Source organism: Arthrobacter sp. 3Tela_A (genome assembly GCF_049311025.1).
Classification (GTDB): Bacteria; Actinomycetota; Actinomycetes; order Actinomycetales; family Micrococcaceae; genus Arthrobacter_B.
Genome location: NZ_JAXIOM010000017.1, coordinates 15,288 through 29,537, shown reverse-complemented (window position 1 = coordinate 29,537; position 14,250 = coordinate 15,288). Strand labels below are relative to the sequence as shown.

The following is a 14,250-nucleotide window of genomic DNA, read 5'->3' as shown; positions in this document are numbered from 1 at the left end:
TAGTTTTATTGGTATGCGAATCCTGCACACTTCCGACTGGCACCTGGGCCGTTCCTTCCACGGCGTGGGGATGCTCCAGGCCCAGCGTTCCTTCCTGGACCAGCTGCTGGAGACCGTCCGCACGGAGCAGGTCGATGCAGTCCTTATCTCCGGTGATGTGTACGACCGCGCGCTGCCGGGTGTTGACGTGGTGCGGCTGCTGGACGAAGCCCTGGCAGGAATCACGGCCGCTGGTGCCAAGGTGATCCTGACCAGCGGCAACCATGACTCCGCCGCCCGGCTGGGGTTCGGCGGACGCATCTTTGAGCAGGGCGGTGTGCACCTGCGTACGGGAATCGACGCCATCACCTCACCGGTCCTGATGCGCACGGGCGACGCCACCGTTGCCGTATACGGCATTCCCTACCTCGAACCGCGCCTCGCGGCCCCTGAACTGGGTGCGGATATTCCTCCCAGCCACGAGGGTGTCCTTGGCGAAGCCGTGCGGCGCATCCGGGAAGACGTGCAGCAGCGCGAAGAGGCCGGTGAACCGGTGCTGCCCGTGGTCATGGCACACACGTTTGCTTCCGGTGGCATCACCTCGGACAGCGAACGGGACCTGTCCGTTGGCGGAGTGGGAGCTGTTCCGCTGGACCTCTTCAGTTCCTTTACCTATACGGCGCTGGGCCACCTTCACGGACGCCAGGAGCTGGCTCCGAACGTCTGGTACAGCGGATCTCCGCTGCCGTATTCATTCTCCGAGGCCCGGCAGTCGAAAGGAGGCCTGCTGGTAGAGCTCACCGCCTCCGGGCTGGCAGGAGTCACCCCCGTTCCCTGGACTGCCCCCAAACGGCTGGCAGTGCTCCGCGGAACACTTCAGGACCTGCTGGAAGACCCCGCCCATGCCCACGCCGAAGACGCCTGGTGCCAGGTAACCCTTACGGACGACAACCGCCCGGCCAAGGCCATGGAACAGGTACGTACCCGTTTTCCGGACACCCTGGTGCTCTCCTTCGAACCGGCTTCGGGTTCGCGGAGAGTCAATGAGAGTTACAGCCGCCGGCTGGCCAGGGCCACGGACGACCTCGACGTCTGCTGCGGCTTCCTGGACCACGTCCGCTCACGGGAAGCCTCCGTGGAGGAACGGGAGCTCCTGACCGAAGTGCTGCAGAAGGTCAATGCAGCGGAGGTAGCCAAATGAGGATCCACCGGCTGGAAATACAGGCTTTCGGACCATTCGCCGGTCGCGAGAATATTGATTTCGATGAGCTGGGGGCCCAGGGGCTGTTCCTGCTGAACGGACCCACCGGCGCCGGGAAAACCAGTGTGCTGGATGCCATCTGCTTTGCCCTCTACGGGTCGGTTCCGGGCGCCCGGCAGGAGGCCAGGAAGCTGCGCAGCGACCATGCTGCCCCCGGCACCGCACCCGAAGTGCTCCTTGATTTCAGCGCCGGGGACCGCCGGTTCAAAGTGGTCCGCAATCCCCAGTGGGAGCGCCCGGCAAAACGCGCAGGAAGTGCCACCGGTACGGTCACCGAGCAGGCCCGCACCCTGCTCAGCGAGCGGGTCCAGGGCGAGTGGGTCCAGAAGACGGCCCGCAACGATGAAGCAGCCAGGGAGATCCAGGAGCTGCTTGGCATGAGCCGCGAGCAGTTCACCCGTGTGGTCATGCTCCCTCAGGGTGACTTCGCTGCGTTCCTGCGGGCCGATGCGACGTCCCGTGCCGAGCTGCTCCAGCGGCTCTTTGGGACCTGGCGCTACGAGGAGATCGAACGCCAGCTCAAATCCGAGGCCGATGAAGCAAAGTCGGAGCTGTCCCTGGCTCAGGCTTCGGCGGAACTGCTGCGGGCACAGGCACGCAGCGAGGCTGAACGGTGTGTGCGGCTGCTGGGCAGCCGGGATGACGGCGGTCAGTCCCCGCCGGCTGTGCAGCAGCTGAACCCTGCGTCAGACGGGGATGAAACGGAGGCAGCGGAAGTCCTGGCGGCTGAAGGCGGCTCGGCATGGGTCACCGCCGTCCGCACCGCCCTCACTACCCGGCTTTCTTTCCTGCGGCAGACCCAGACGGACAAGAAAACAAGCTTCATTCAGGCGGAAGAGCTCCTGCACAAGCTCGAAGCACGCCGCGCCCGGGGGCTGGCCAGGCTCCAGCTCGAAGCCGAGGAGCGCGAACACGCCGTCCGGCAGGCCGCCAGCCTGCCTCAGCGAGCCGCACTTGAGTCCCATCGGCGGGCGGAAGGGCTCAAAGGCTACCTGGATGCGCTCACCTCGGCGGAACTGGGCTGCCGGCGGGACGGCGCTGCGGCGCGGAACGCACTCAGGGACCTGGCCGACGCCGCTGCTACGGCGGGTCTGCGGGATCTTGTTCCCGGAGCAGGGACTGAACTGCGGGATCCGGCAGAACAGCTCCCGGAGCCAGATGACCTGGCAGTGCTGGAAGAACGCACCGCCAAGGAACTCTCCGCCGCTGAAAACGCCCTCGCCGACTCGAAGCGTGCTGCAGCACTCACTGAGCTCGCTAGCCGGGAACAGGCCAGGGAAGCAGGGCTGCGGAACGACGCCGGGGACGCCGAGGAAGCAGCCTCGGTCTTCCGGGGTGAACGGGAAACCCTCCGCGCCGCGCTGCCGGACCTGCGGAACGGTGCCGCGGCAATGGATGCTGCCCAACGCAGGATGGAGGACGCAGCCAAAACCGAGGAGATAATCCAGCTCTACAAGACGGCACAGAGCGCGGCGTCGGCCTCAGCGGAGCGGGCTGCCCAGGCCCGTGAGGTCTATCAGGACGCCCGCGGAAAGTGGCAGGACCTGCTGCAGCTGCGGCTGGACCAGGCCGCGGCAGAACTCGCGGCCTCCCTCGAGCCCGGACAGGACTGTCCGGTATGCGGAAGCACCTCGCATCCGGCTCCCGCGCCGCTGCCGGAGGACGGGCAGTTCGTCACCCGGGAGGAAGAAGCCGCCGCGCGGGCGGCGACCAGCGCGGCTGAGAAGAAATGGGAGGCAGCCCGTGCTGCTGCCGAAGCGGATGCCTCCTCTGCGGCGGCGCTGCGCGCGCAGGGCGGGGAATCCGACCCTGCCGAGGCACGCCGGGCAGGGGAGCAGGCTGCAGAGGACTTCCGGGCCGCGGAACACGCCGCCGCTGAGCTCAGTGCGGCCGAGGAACGGCTCCAGGCCATCGAGACCGAACTCGGGCGGTTGGAGCAGGCCCGCTCCCGGCTCCTCCAGGAGGCCGCGCAGGCGCAGGCCCGGGCCGCTGCTGCTGCAGAGGAAAACGCAGAGCTGAGCCGGCGGGGGTCCGGAGACCTCTCCGACCCGCAGGCGCTTTCAGAGCGGCTTGACCTGCTCGGGGAGGTGCGCCGGCTGGCTGCCGCCGCCAGGACGGCACTGCAGTCGGCATGGCAGGCAGAAAGTTTCAGGAACGATGCAGAGCACAACCTGACGGCGGCGCTTTCCGGGACAGGTTTCCCGGATGCCGCCGCCGCGCGTGCAGCGCTGCTCCCCGGGGCTGACGCAGATCAGCTGCGCGCCGGTCTTGAAGCGCTCGATGCGCAGGCAGCCCGTCTGGCCATGCGGCGCGAAGACGAAGACGCCCTGGCCACACTGGACAGCGACGGGGTGCCCGAGGCCATGCCTGACGAGGAAGACGTCGCGGAAGCTGCTGAGGCCGCCGACGCAGCCCGGCAGGCTGTCTCCGATGCCGCCGTGCAGATTAAGCTGCTGGAAGGATCTTCAGTCACCCTTGATGAGCTGGCGGCACGGCTGGAGGAGGCTGAAGCAGAGATGCAGCCGCTGCTGCGCCGCTGTGAACTCCTCCAATCCGTCAGCGACACGGCACGGGGCAACGGGGAGAACAACTACCGCATGGCCCTGAGCACCTATGTCCTGGCGGCACGCCTGGAACAGGTGGCCGCTGCCGCAACTGAACGGCTGGCGGCGATGACCGCGGGACGCTATTCACTGGTGCACGACGATTCCCGTTCCGGCAACCGCCGGGCCGGACTGGGGCTGCACGTCATTGACGACTGGACCGGCGTACGCCGCGACACTTCAACCCTCTCCGGCGGCGAGTCCTTTATGGCCTCCCTGGCGCTCGCCCTGGGCCTGGCGGACGTGGTGCAGCAGGAATCCGGGGGAACGAGCATGGAGACCCTTTTTGTCGACGAAGGATTCGGCAGCCTGGACGAGGAAGCGCTGGAACAGGTGATGGATGCCCTGGAAGGACTGCGCGACGGAGGACGGGTGGTGGGCCTGGTCAGCCACGTAGCAGAGATGAAACAGCGCATCGGCGCCCAGCTGCAGATCACCCGCGGCCGCAACGGCTCCACCGTCAGCTACCGGGCGGCGCTGCCGGCTTAGCGGAGCCTGTACGCCATCAGCGAGCACCGGCGCCGCTGTCTGCCCGGCCGGGGTAGGATCGGCATGTAGCCGGGTTGGGCGCATCGGGAGGAGGGACGATGCGCGCTTTTGCCTGAACTGAGTACCGCATGAAACCTTTCACCACCGATCAGCAGTCCGCCGGAGAGAGCAGCGCAGCTGCCAGTTCCGGAACCCCTGAGTCAGCCGCCGCGCCGGCGCCCGCCAAGGGACGCTACGGCCGCATCCTTGAACTGGCCGGACCGGCGTTCTTCTCCGTGGCCTTCCTCGCCCGCCTGCCGCTGGCCATGCTCACCATCGGCGCCCTGACCCTGGTCACGAGCATTACCGGTTCCTATGCGCAGGGCGGTTTCGCTGCCGGCGCCGTGGGGGTCGGCTCCGCTCTGGGCGGTCCCGCCCTCGGCTACCTCGCCGACCGTGTGGGGCAGCGCCCCGTGCTCCTGGGCGCCGCCGTCGCCAATCCGCTGCTGATCATCGCGACGATCCTCACTGCAGCGCAGCTGCCCGACGGCGGCACGCTGGCTGCCGTTCTGGCGGCGGCGTTCGGCATGGGGGCCACGGGCCCGCAGGTTGGCCCGCTGGCCCGCGTACGCTGGATGGCGCTGACCGCCAGGGACCGCACCGGCAAAGAGATGGGCACTGCCCTCTCCTACGAGAGCATGGCCGATGAACTGAGCTTTGTGCTGGGCCCGGCGCTTGTGGGCCTGCTGGCAGCGGCAGTCACCCCCTGGCTGCCCATGGCTCTGGCCGCGGTGCTGTCTGCCTCCATGGTCAGTGCGTTTGCGCTCCACCGTTCCACGGCAATTGTCCGGCCCGCTCCGCGCCGGGCCAAGAACACCCCGCGGCCGCCCCGGGACGGTGCACACCGTGCCTCGTGGGGGCTGCTTGCCCTGCCGGTGCTTGGCATGGTGGCCATGGGCACCTTCTTCGGTGCCACCCAGGCCTCCCTGGCAGCTTTTGGCGGTTCGTTCGGTGCGGCGGATGCCGCAGGGCTGCTGTACTCCATCATGGGTATCAGCTCCGCCGCTGCCGCCCTGTCCGTGGCCTTTTGGCCGCAGCGGTTCAGCCAGTCGGCCCGCTGGGTGGTATCCGCTGCCGCAATGACCGCAGCTGCGCTTCTGCTCCTTGTGCCGTCAGGAATTCCGGGCATGCTGGCGGTCCTGTTCCTGCTGGGCATTCCCGTGGGACCGACCATGGTCAGCATCTTCGGTATTGGTGCCGAGCTGGCGCCCAAGCACCTTATGGGTACCTTCATGACCCTGCTGGCCAGCGGAACGGTAGCAGGGACAGCGGTCGGATCGGGCCTGGCCGGACCCCTCGCGGAGGCGTATGGGCATCCCGCGGCGTTCCTGGTGTCCGCCGGTGCGGCGGTGTCCCTGCTGATTCTGGGGCTGGCATCCGGTGCGGCGGTCCGCAGGTCAGCGAACCGAACAGCATAGCCGGTCCCCGCGGCTAACCGGGCACCTTCCCCGCCGCCGCGGTAACAAAACCGATGAGGATCTCAATTGTGTTGTCAATCACATATTTTCCTTGACGCAGAGTGACGTATTTCATAGCGTTTAGCTGAAGAACTCCCGTTCAACATGCGAACAACATGAGAACCTCAACGGTTTCTCGTGGAGTGCACCGGTGTTTAGCAGCTGGGCGGAGGTCTCAGCCCGCGACCGTCTTCGCGGGTTTCCACCGTACAAGGAGCGCCCTGAGTGAAACGCAATGCCCCCGTCCTCCTCGCCGCCGCAGCGGCCCTCACCCTCAGTGCCTGTGGAGGCGGATCCCTCTCCGGGGACGAAAGCACCTCAGAGGCAGAAGGCACCTCGGAGCTGACCACGCTTTCCGTAGGGATCATGCCCATCGTCGATACGGCCCCCATCTGGCTGGGCAAGGAACAGGGCTTCTTTGAAGCCGAAGGCCTGGACCTGGACATCCAGACCACCACCGGAGGGGCCGCCGCGGTCCCCGGTGTAGTCAGCGGAGATTTCGACTTTGCCTTCGGCAACGTTGTGTCCGTCATGGTTGCCAATGACAAGGGCCTGGGCATCGAACTGGTGTCCAACGGCAATTCGACGACGGGCGACACATCCTCGGACTTCGGCGCCGTCGTCGTGCCCGCGGATTCGGACATCCAGGATGCAGCTGACCTGGCCGGCAAGACGGTCTCCGTCAACAACCTCTCGAACATCGGAGACACCACGATTCGAAAGCTCGTGGAGAACGCCGGCGGCGACCACGAGAGCATCAAATTCGTGGAGATCCCGTTCCCCGATGCCCCCGCCGCGATCGAATCCGGCCAGGTCGACGCCGCCTGGATCCTGGATCCCTTCCTCACCCAGACCGTCGAGAACGGCGCCCGGGTGATCGCCTACAACTTCGCCGAAACCCACCCGAGCCTGGACATCAGCGGATACTTCACGACGTCCTCGTACATCGAGGAGAACCCGGAGATCGTTGAGCAGTTCACCCGGGCCATGAAGAAGTCACTGGAGTACGCGCAGGAGAACCCGGAGGCCGTCCGGGAGATCGTGGGCACCTACACCAAAATCGACGAAGAAATGCGCGCCAAGATGGTGCTGCCCGCCTTCCACGCGGACTTTGACCGCGAAGGCCTGACCATTCTTGGTGAGGCAGCCGCCAGTTACGGAACCCTGTCCAAGGCGCCGGACCTGGACGCCATGCTGCCCGCGCAGGACTAACTCCGCACTTTCCGCCCGGTTCGAGAAGAACGAGAGCATATGAAATCCGCCAAACGACTCCCCACGGGGCCGTTGCTGGGGCTGGCAGGGATCCTCGGGTTCCTGCTTACCTGGGAACTGATTCCCCGGCTCGGAGTGGTCAACCCCAGATTCCTGCCGCCCGCCAGTGAGGTACTGGGCGTCTTCGTCAACAACCTTGGCCTCGGCGCGTTCTGGGCCGCGGTGCTGGACACGATGACCGGATGGTTCCTGGGTCTTCTGATCGCCACGGTTGCCGCAGTGATCCTGGGCCTGCTCATTGGCTCCAGCCCCTTCCTGCGCAAGGCCACCAACTCAACAATTGAATTCCTGCGGCCCATCCCGTCCGTTGCCCTCATCCCGCTGGCCGTGCTGCTGTTCGGCTTCCGCATCGAGTCAACCCTGCTGCTGGTGGTCTACGCCTCCTTCTGGCAGGTCCTGATCCAGGTCCTCTACGGAGTGGCGGACGTGGATCCCGTCGCCAACAACACGGCCAAGAGCTTCGGTCTGGGCCGCCTGGCACGGATCCGCTACGTCGTGTGGCCAACCACCCTCCCGTACCTGATGACCGGGGTCCGGCTGGCCGCCGCCGTCGCGCTGATCCTGGCCATCACCGCGAGCCTGATCATCGGCTCACCGGGCCTGGGCAAAGAGATCGCCAACGCCCAGTCAGGCGGCGCGATAGCCCAGATGTACGCACTGGTCCTGACCACCGGCGTCCTGGGCATCCTGATCAACATGGGTATGCGCGTCATCGAGCGCCGCACCCTGTCCTGGCACAGCTCGGTCCGCGGGGAGGTCGTGGTATGAACACGCTTAAGAAAGCCGGCTACCTGGTCGGTCTGCCCGCACTGCTGATCTTCATCTGGTGGATCAGCACGCAGGGCAGCACCAACTTCTTCGTTCCGAAGCCGGGCACACTGGTTGAAAAGTTCGTGACGGTCTGGACCTGGGACCGCTTTATGGCCGATGTGCTGCCCAGCCTGATCCGGCTGGTGACCGGCATTGCGCTGGCAATCGTCCTGGGGACCTGCCTGGGCATCCTTGTAGGCACCACCCGCTGGCTGCGAAGCCTGATGGAGCCGGTACTGGAGTTCTTCCGGGCCATTCCGCCGCCGGTGCTGATCCCGGTAATGATGCTCCTGATCGGCATCAATGACCAGATGAAGGTCGCCGTGATCGTCTCCGGCTGCATCTGGCCGGTGCTGCTGAACACGATCGAAGGCGTCCGCGCCGTCGACGGCGTGCTCAGCGACTCCGCCCGCACCTTCCGCATCGGCGGGTTTGCCAGGCTGAGGTACCTGGTGCTGCCCAGCGCCAGCCCGCAGATAATGGCCGGAGTGCGCCAGTGCCTGTCAATCGGCCTGATCCTGATGGTCATTTCGGAGATGTTTGCATCCTCCGAAGGCCTGGGCTTCACGATCGTCCAGTTCCAGCGGTCCTTCGCCATTCCCGAAATGTGGAGCGGCATCGTAGTCCTTGGCCTGATCGGCGTGGCCATGTCATTTTTGTTCCAGTGGTCCGAACGCCGCATCCTCGGCTGGTACCACGGTTTGAGAGAGGTAGAGCATGCAGAGTAATCCCACGGAAGGCCAGCCGCAGCCGCTGCTGTCGGTTCGAGGCGTCCAGAAGATCTACAAGGTCGATGCCGGGGAGATCGAAGCTGTCCGCAACCTGACTTTCGACCTCCGCCCCGGGGAGCTTGTCTGCCTGGTGGGCCCCTCGGGCAGCGGCAAGACCACGCTGCTGAAGATCATCGCCGGGCTTATGGCACCGACTTCCGGCGAGGTTGTCCTGGCCGGCAGGAAGGTGACCGAGCCGCCGAAGGACATGGCAGTGGTTTTCCAGGAATACGGGCGCAGTCTCTTTCCATGGATGACGGTCCGGGGCAACGTCGAACTGCCGCTTAAGAACGCCGGCATCGCCAAGGCGGAGCGGAACCAGCTGGTGGACAACGCGCTGGAGGCCGTGGGCCTGGCCCACGTTCCCACCAGCTACCCCTGGCAGCTCTCCGGCGGCATGCAGCAGCGTGTGGCCATTGCCCGCGCCGTCGCCTACCAGCCCAAGGTGCTGCTGATGGACGAGCCGTTCGCCGCCGTCGACGCCCAGACCCGCGCGGACCTGGAGGACCTGGTGCGCAGCGTCTGGGAGAAGCTGGGCGTGACGATCCTGTTCGTGACACACGACATTGACGAGTCCGTGTATCTGGGGGAGCGGGTCGTGGTGCTCTCCAGCTCGCCGACTGTGGTGCAGGAAGACATCGTCATTGACCTTCCTGAAAAGCGCGACCAGCTCACCACGCGGTCGCTCCCGCGCTTCGTGGAGCTGCGCAACCACGTGTATGAGCAGATCCAGATCGCCAAGCAGAACAAGGGCAGCGCCCCTGCCGTCGTATCTGCCGCACCGCGGACGACGGTTCCGCACGACGGAGCTCCGGCCAGTTCCTAGCCAGGCGGGGGTACGAACAGGGCCGGCGGGTTCTTCCCGAAGGGGAGGAAACGCGCCGGCCCTGTGCTGTGTGCCGCAGGTGACCTAGTATCGAAGGTCAGTGCCCGGGCACCGCCTGGGTACCATGAACCACCGAAGGGGAGGAACAACCATGGCTGATGCAGGCAAGGGAACACCGGAGGAGAAGGACAAGAACGGCGGCGCCGGGCCGGAAGGCACCATCCCCGAATCAGGCGACGGTGTGGCAGCGGCCAGCACCGAAGAAGCGTCAAACTTTGAGCCCGAAGAGGATACCGACGCCGATTCCTAGCGCGTCCGGCTAGCCGAGGCTGGGGGCGTGGGCCGGCGGGAGCGGAATATAGATGTTCCCCGTGGTCACGCCGCCGGTGCATACCTCTTCCGCATCGGCGTCGTTGTCTGCGGGCTGCGGCACGGCCACTTCCGGTTCAGCCGCCAGCAGCCGCAGGGCTGCGGCAGCCTCGTGGGCGGCGGGACGGGCGTCGGGAAGCCGGTTGGTCATCGCGCGGAGCAGGTCCACCCATTCGCTGCCCAGGGAATCCGGGATCTCGGGATCTCGGAGCAGCCGGGCAACGGCAGCTTCCACAATGGGGCCGGGGAAGGCTTTTTCACCGGTCAGGGACTCCAGCAGTACCAAGCCAAGGGAGTAGATATCCGTGGATGGTGCAACCGCGCCCCCCTGCGCCTGCTCAGGGCTCAGGTAGTTGGCAGTGCCGATCGTGGCGCCGTGCGCGGTGGCGACGGTGGCCTCGACCAGGCGCGCGATCCCGAAGTCCGTGAGCTTGGGGTAAAGCCGTGAGTCATGCTCCTGCGGGTAAAGCAGGATATTGGCAGGCTTGACGTCCCGGTGGATAACGCCCTGGGAATGGACGTACGCGAGGGCATCAGCCAGATCGGCCCCCAGCGAGGCTACCGACACTGCCGGCAGCGGACCCGACTTCAGGGTCCGGCGCAGGTCGGGACCGTCCACGAGTTCCATCACCAGGTAGTTCAAGACCTGGCCTTCGTCGTCGTGATGTAGGCCCGCATCCAGCAGTGTGACAAGTCCCGGGTGGTTCAGGGTCGCCAGCAGGAGCGTCTCGGTGTGCTGACGGCGGTGGTTGTCGTCTTCCTGGATGCTGGGGCGGAAGAGCTTGACGGCGACCTCGCGGCCGAGGTTTTCATCCACCGCACGGTGCACGGAAGCAGCGCCACCAGAACCAATCAGGTCGGTGACGCGGTAACGCTGCCCCAGGAATAGGTCCACGGGCGTCCTCACTTAGGGGGTTGAACTGCGGGGATGGAACATGGACGGATACTTCACAAGTAAATCGCAAGCACACTTAGTAATCTTGTTTCAGTGTACTGACTATCCAATCCTATCCTGCGCAGCTACCTCCCCAGCCCCATTTTTATGCCACGTAACCAAGTCTTGACCTCATCCCGCCGGTTTTGCCCCGCCCAGGAAATCGACCGCCGCGTTCTTGAAGGCCCGGGAGGTGACGGCATTGGCGTGCCGGCGACCGGGCAGGAGAAGCAGGTCCGCCTGTCCGTTGAGCGCGGCGAGCTGCGGAGCAGACACAGCGAGTTCATCCAGCTCCCCGGCCACCAGCAGCAGGGGCATTGGCGGTACTGCGGCCTCAGGTGAGAAAGGCTCTTCCTTGATCGCCTCAACCAGGGTCAGGAGCGCATCCAGGTTGTTGCTTGGCACCAGCTGGGCCATCCGAAGCAGGTCAGCACTGACGGGATCCGCGAGCGGTGTGCCGTTTGCCAGGAACTGCCTCGCTCCGTCCAGATCGAAGTCTGCCAGCGGATCCCCGGCTCCCGGACCGCCCAGCACCATGCGGTGCACGAGCTCCGGGGCAGCGGCACCCAGCTCCCAGGCCAGGCGCGAGCCCAGCGAATAACCCACCACGTCCACACCCGAGGACGCATCGCCGTCGGCCAGCGGGCGGACCCCCGCAGCGGAGAGCAGCTCCAGCAGCTGGGCCCGGATCCGGCTTGGTGCGTAGTTCTCCCGTTCCTCGGGTGCGCCGCTGCGGCCGTGGCCGGGAAGGTCGACGGTGATGACCCGCCGTCCGGCGCCGGTCAGTGCGCTGATCCAGCCCGTGGACTGCCAGTTCATCTCCGTTGAGGAGGCAAATCCGTGCAGTGCCAGCACCGGACGCAGCGTACTGCGGCCCTCTGGTTCGTGGACTTCGCTGTGCAGGGCAGGGAAGGTGCCGATGCCTGCGCCCATGCTTAGTCCTCGTCCAGGACGGCGGAGAGACGGACCCGGCGGCGGGCCGGTGCTTCCTGCGGGACGGTGCCGACAATCCCGGCGGTGTCATCGGGAACCTCGAAGACAACCAGGGGCTCGCCCACGTTGATCTTCTCGCCCGCTTCACCGTAAATACGGGCTACGACGCCGGCCTGCGGGGAGGGCAGCTCCACTGCGGATTTGGAGGTCTCCACCTCAACCAGCGGCTGGTTGCGTTCCACCTGGTCGCCCGGGGCCACGAGCCATTCCAGGACGGTTGCTTCGATCAGGCCTTCGCCCAGATCGGGCAGGGGAAATGAAATTTCAGCCACGCCGGTACTCCAATACTCGCTGGATCCCAAAAAGGATGCGGTCAATGTTCGGGATGTATTCGTCTTCCAGATCACCCGAGGGATACGGTACGTCGAATCCGGTGACCCGCTCCACCGGAGCCCTGAGTGTGTCGAAGCAGTGCTGCGTGATGAGTGCGGCTACTTCCGCCCCCAACCCTGCGGTCAGCGGGGCTTCGTGCACGACGACGGCGCGCCGGGTCTTGGAGACCGAGACAGCCAGGCCCTCGGCGTCGATCGGCTTCAGCCAGCGCAGGTCGAGGACCTCGATTTCGATGCCGTCCTCGGCGGCCAGCTCGGCAACCTGCAGGCAGCGGGACACCATCGCACCCCAGGCCACCAGGGTCAGGTGCTTGCCGGGCCGGACAATCCTCGAGCCCTGCAGATTCCCCGGTTCGGCGGTGTCAACGCTGTCCTTCTGCCAGTAGCGGGACTTCGGTTCCATGAAGATGACCGGGTCCGGCTGGGCGGCAGAGTGCTTGAGGAGGTGGTAGGCCTGGTGCGGGCTCGAGGGAGAAACAACCTTCAGCCCCGGAACGTGCGCGAAGAGCGCTTCGAGGGACTCTCCGTGGTGTTCCGGTGCCCGGATACCGCCGAAGCTCGGCACACGCAGGGTCACCGGCATGGGCATGGTGCCGCGGCTGCGGTAGTTCATGCGCGCCAGCTGGGTGATGATCTGGTTCACTGCCGGGTAGGCGAAGCCGTCGAACTGGACTTCGGGAATCGGGTGGAAGCCGGCCATCGCCAGTCCCACGGACATGCCCAGAATGCCGGATTCGGCCAGGGGCGTGTCGAAGACCCGGTCGGCGCCGAAGCGCTTCTGCAGGCCATCGGTAATGCGGAAGACGCCGCCCAGTCGCCCGACGTCCTCACCCAGCACTACGGCCCGGGGATCTTCGGCCAGTATTTCGGCCAGCGCACGGTTGAGTGCGGCCTGCATGGACATGGTTTCGACGGTGTCCCCGGCGGAGTCTGTCTCCAAGGGACGCGTTCCTTCACTCAGCTGGCTAGACATGCTCGGATTCCTCCCGCCAGGCACGGGCCTGGGCCTTAAGTTCTTTGGTGGGCTCAGCGAAGACGAAGTCGAACATTTCCTGTCCGGGACGGGGCTGCAGTGCCTGGACGCCTTCACGGACGGTGTCGGTGTGTGCCCTGGCTTCCGCAGCAGCAGAGTCGAGGAAGGTCTGGTCTGCTGCTCCGCTTTCCAGCAGCAGGGCTGCCATACGGGCCACGGGATCTTCGCCGCCGTCGCGCCGCTCTTCGTCGAGGGTCCGGTAACGTCCCGGATCATCACTGGTGGAGTGCGGTCCACGGCGGTAGGTCATGGCCTCGATCAGCACCGGCCCCTTTCCTGCCCGGGCATGCTCAAGGGCTGCGCGGGTTGCCCGCACGACGGCGGGGGCGTCGTTGCCGTCCACTGTCACGGAGGCCATTCCGTACCCTGCGGCGCGGGCCGCAACGGTGCCGCCTGCCACCTGTTCCTCGGTGGGCAGGGAGATGGCCCAGCCGTTGTTCTGGACGAAGAAAACCACCGGGGCCTTTAGGACACCGGCGAAGTTCATGGCCTCATGCACGTCGCCCTGGGAGCTGGCTCCGTCGCCGAAGTAGGTGATGGCGGCAGGCAGTCCATCTTCGGAGTTCCCGGTGGCTGCGTTTTCAGCGGCGGCCAGCCGCTGGCCGTGGGCCCAGCCGACGGCATGCAGCACTGAACCGCCCACTACGGCCTGGATCGGCGCGAGCCGGGTGCTGACCGGGTTGTAGAGTCCTCCGTGCCAGCTGGCCTTGTGGGTGGACATGTACTCCACCATGTCGACGCCGAGGGCCAGGGCAACGCCCATCTCGCGGTAGGTGGGGAAAGCGAAGTCGCGTGAGTTGTCCAGGGCAAAGGCGCTGCCCACCTGGGCGGCTTCCTGGCCCAGTTCAGGGGCATAGCCGGGAAGGATGCCCTGCCGCTGCCAGGCCACGGCCGCGACGTCCAGGTCGCGGGTACTGATCAGCAGTTTGTACAGCTGGCGCAGTTCCTCGGCTGTGAGCTCGGGGATGCTCGTTGTGTCTAGGTCCATAGGACAAAACGTAACCGCCGTCACGCTACTCTGCAAACAGCTACGGCGACTCTGAACACACTGCGCAGATAGCTCATATGTACGGGTAAATACCT

Annotated in this window: 13 protein-coding genes; 8 read left to right on the top strand and 5 right to left on the bottom strand. The window is 66.0% G+C overall.

All coding sequences use genetic code 11. From position 1 onward, the window contains the following. Nucleotides 1-13 precede the first annotated feature (13 nt). The 8 genes from TVC13_RS07280 (at nt 14) to TVC13_RS07245 (ending at nt 9,816) form a co-directional block, all read left to right on the top strand. Nucleotides 14-1,180 (top strand): exonuclease SbcCD subunit D, encoded by a 1,167-nt coding sequence (locus TVC13_RS07280; RefSeq protein WP_422400561.1) that lies wholly within the window; start codon nt 14-16, stop codon nt 1,178-1,180. Beyond that, nucleotides 1,177-4,332 carry an AAA family ATPase gene (locus TVC13_RS07275; protein WP_422400560.1) on the top strand — a complete coding sequence of 1,052 codons (3,156 nt, stop codon included), beginning with the start codon at nt 1,177-1,179 and terminating at the stop codon, nt 4,330-4,332. Before TVC13_RS07280 ends, TVC13_RS07275 begins: the two co-directional genes overlap by 4 nt. Before the next feature lie 128 nt (nt 4,333-4,460). Then, nucleotides 4,461-5,789 (top strand): MFS transporter, encoded by a 1,329-nt coding sequence (locus TVC13_RS07270; RefSeq protein ID WP_422400559.1) that lies wholly within the window; start codon nt 4,461-4,463, stop codon nt 5,787-5,789. A gap of 264 nt (nt 5,790-6,053) precedes the next feature. Continuing rightward, nucleotides 6,054-7,040 carry an ABC transporter substrate-binding protein gene (locus TVC13_RS07265; RefSeq protein WP_422400558.1) on the top strand — a complete coding sequence of 329 codons (987 nt, stop codon included), beginning with the start codon at nt 6,054-6,056 and terminating at the stop codon, nt 7,038-7,040. Between the two features lie 39 nt (nt 7,041-7,079). Then, nucleotides 7,080-7,868, top strand: coding sequence for an ABC transporter permease (locus tag TVC13_RS07260; RefSeq protein ID WP_422400557.1), 789 nt, complete (start codon nt 7,080-7,082; stop codon nt 7,866-7,868). Continuing rightward, nucleotides 7,865-8,638, top strand: a complete 774-nt coding sequence (locus TVC13_RS07255) for an ABC transporter permease (protein ID WP_422400556.1) — start codon at nt 7,865-7,867, stop codon at nt 8,636-8,638. The genes TVC13_RS07260 and TVC13_RS07255 overlap by 4 nt, the downstream gene beginning before the upstream one ends. Continuing rightward, the gene (locus tag TVC13_RS07250) at nt 8,628-9,506 is read left to right on the top strand and encodes an ABC transporter ATP-binding protein (RefSeq protein ID WP_422400555.1); all 879 of its coding nucleotides are present in this window, start codon (nt 8,628-8,630) and stop codon (nt 9,504-9,506) included. Before TVC13_RS07255 ends, TVC13_RS07250 begins: the two co-directional genes overlap by 11 nt. A 151-nt stretch (nt 9,507-9,657) precedes the next feature. After that, nucleotides 9,658-9,816, top strand: a complete 159-nt coding sequence (locus TVC13_RS07245) for a hypothetical protein (RefSeq protein WP_422400554.1) — start codon at nt 9,658-9,660, stop codon at nt 9,814-9,816. 9 nt (nt 9,817-9,825) lie between these two features. Here TVC13_RS07245 and TVC13_RS07240 read toward each other — a convergent pair whose 3' ends face one another. The 5 genes from TVC13_RS07240 to TVC13_RS07220 all read right to left on the bottom strand — a co-directional run bounded on the left by TVC13_RS07240 (nt 9,826) and on the right by TVC13_RS07220 (nt 14,155). Then, a complete protein-coding gene (locus tag TVC13_RS07240; RefSeq protein WP_422400553.1) occupies nt 9,826-10,770 on the bottom strand; it encodes a serine/threonine-protein kinase in 945 nt (314 codons plus the stop codon). A 171-nt stretch (nt 10,771-10,941) separates the two neighbouring features. Further along, nucleotides 10,942-11,742: an alpha/beta fold hydrolase gene (locus TVC13_RS07235; RefSeq protein ID WP_422400552.1), complete on the bottom strand. Its 801-nt coding sequence runs from the start codon at nt 11,740-11,742 to the stop codon at nt 10,942-10,944. 2 nt (nt 11,743-11,744) lie between these two features. Then, nucleotides 11,745-12,074, bottom strand: coding sequence for a biotin/lipoyl-containing protein (locus TVC13_RS07230; RefSeq protein ID WP_091603573.1), 330 nt, complete (start codon nt 12,072-12,074; stop codon nt 11,745-11,747). After that, nucleotides 12,067-13,107, bottom strand: a complete 1,041-nt coding sequence (locus TVC13_RS07225; protein WP_422400551.1) for an alpha-ketoacid dehydrogenase subunit beta — start codon at nt 13,105-13,107, stop codon at nt 12,067-12,069. The genes TVC13_RS07230 and TVC13_RS07225 overlap by 8 nt, the downstream gene beginning before the upstream one ends. Next, the gene (locus tag TVC13_RS07220) at nt 13,100-14,155 is read right to left on the bottom strand and encodes a thiamine pyrophosphate-dependent enzyme (RefSeq protein WP_422400550.1); all 1,056 of its coding nucleotides are present in this window, start codon (nt 14,153-14,155) and stop codon (nt 13,100-13,102) included. The genes TVC13_RS07225 and TVC13_RS07220 overlap by 8 nt, the downstream gene beginning before the upstream one ends. Nucleotides 14,156-14,250 lie beyond the last annotated feature (95 nt).

Excerpts from the sequence above, each read along its gene's own strand:
- TVC13_RS07280 (WP_422400561.1), top strand. The coding sequence starts at position 14 with ATGCGAATCCTGCACACTTCCGACTGGCACCTGGGCCGTTCCTTCCAC.
- TVC13_RS07275 (WP_422400560.1), top strand. The coding sequence starts at position 1,177 with ATGAGGATCCACCGGCTGGAAATACAGGCTTTCGGACCATTCGCCGGT.
- TVC13_RS07270 (WP_422400559.1), top strand. The coding sequence starts at position 4,461 with ATGAAACCTTTCACCACCGATCAGCAGTCCGCCGGAGAGAGCAGCGCA.
- TVC13_RS07260 (WP_422400557.1), top strand. The coding sequence starts at position 7,080 with ATGAAATCCGCCAAACGACTCCCCACGGGGCCGTTGCTGGGGCTGGCA.
- TVC13_RS07255 (WP_422400556.1), top strand. The coding sequence starts at position 7,865 with ATGAACACGCTTAAGAAAGCCGGCTACCTGGTCGGTCTGCCCGCACTG.
- TVC13_RS07250 (WP_422400555.1), top strand. The coding sequence starts at position 8,628 with ATGCAGAGTAATCCCACGGAAGGCCAGCCGCAGCCGCTGCTGTCGGTT.
- TVC13_RS07245 (WP_422400554.1), top strand. The coding sequence starts at position 9,658 with ATGGCTGATGCAGGCAAGGGAACACCGGAGGAGAAGGACAAGAACGGC.
- TVC13_RS07235 (WP_422400552.1), bottom strand. The coding sequence starts at position 11,742 with ATGGGCGCAGGCATCGGCACCTTCCCTGCCCTGCACAGCGAAGTCCAC.
- TVC13_RS07225 (WP_422400551.1), bottom strand. The coding sequence starts at position 13,107 with ATGTCTAGCCAGCTGAGTGAAGGAACGCGTCCCTTGGAGACAGACTCC.
- TVC13_RS07220 (WP_422400550.1), bottom strand. The coding sequence starts at position 14,155 with ATGGACCTAGACACAACGAGCATCCCCGAGCTCACAGCCGAGGAACTG.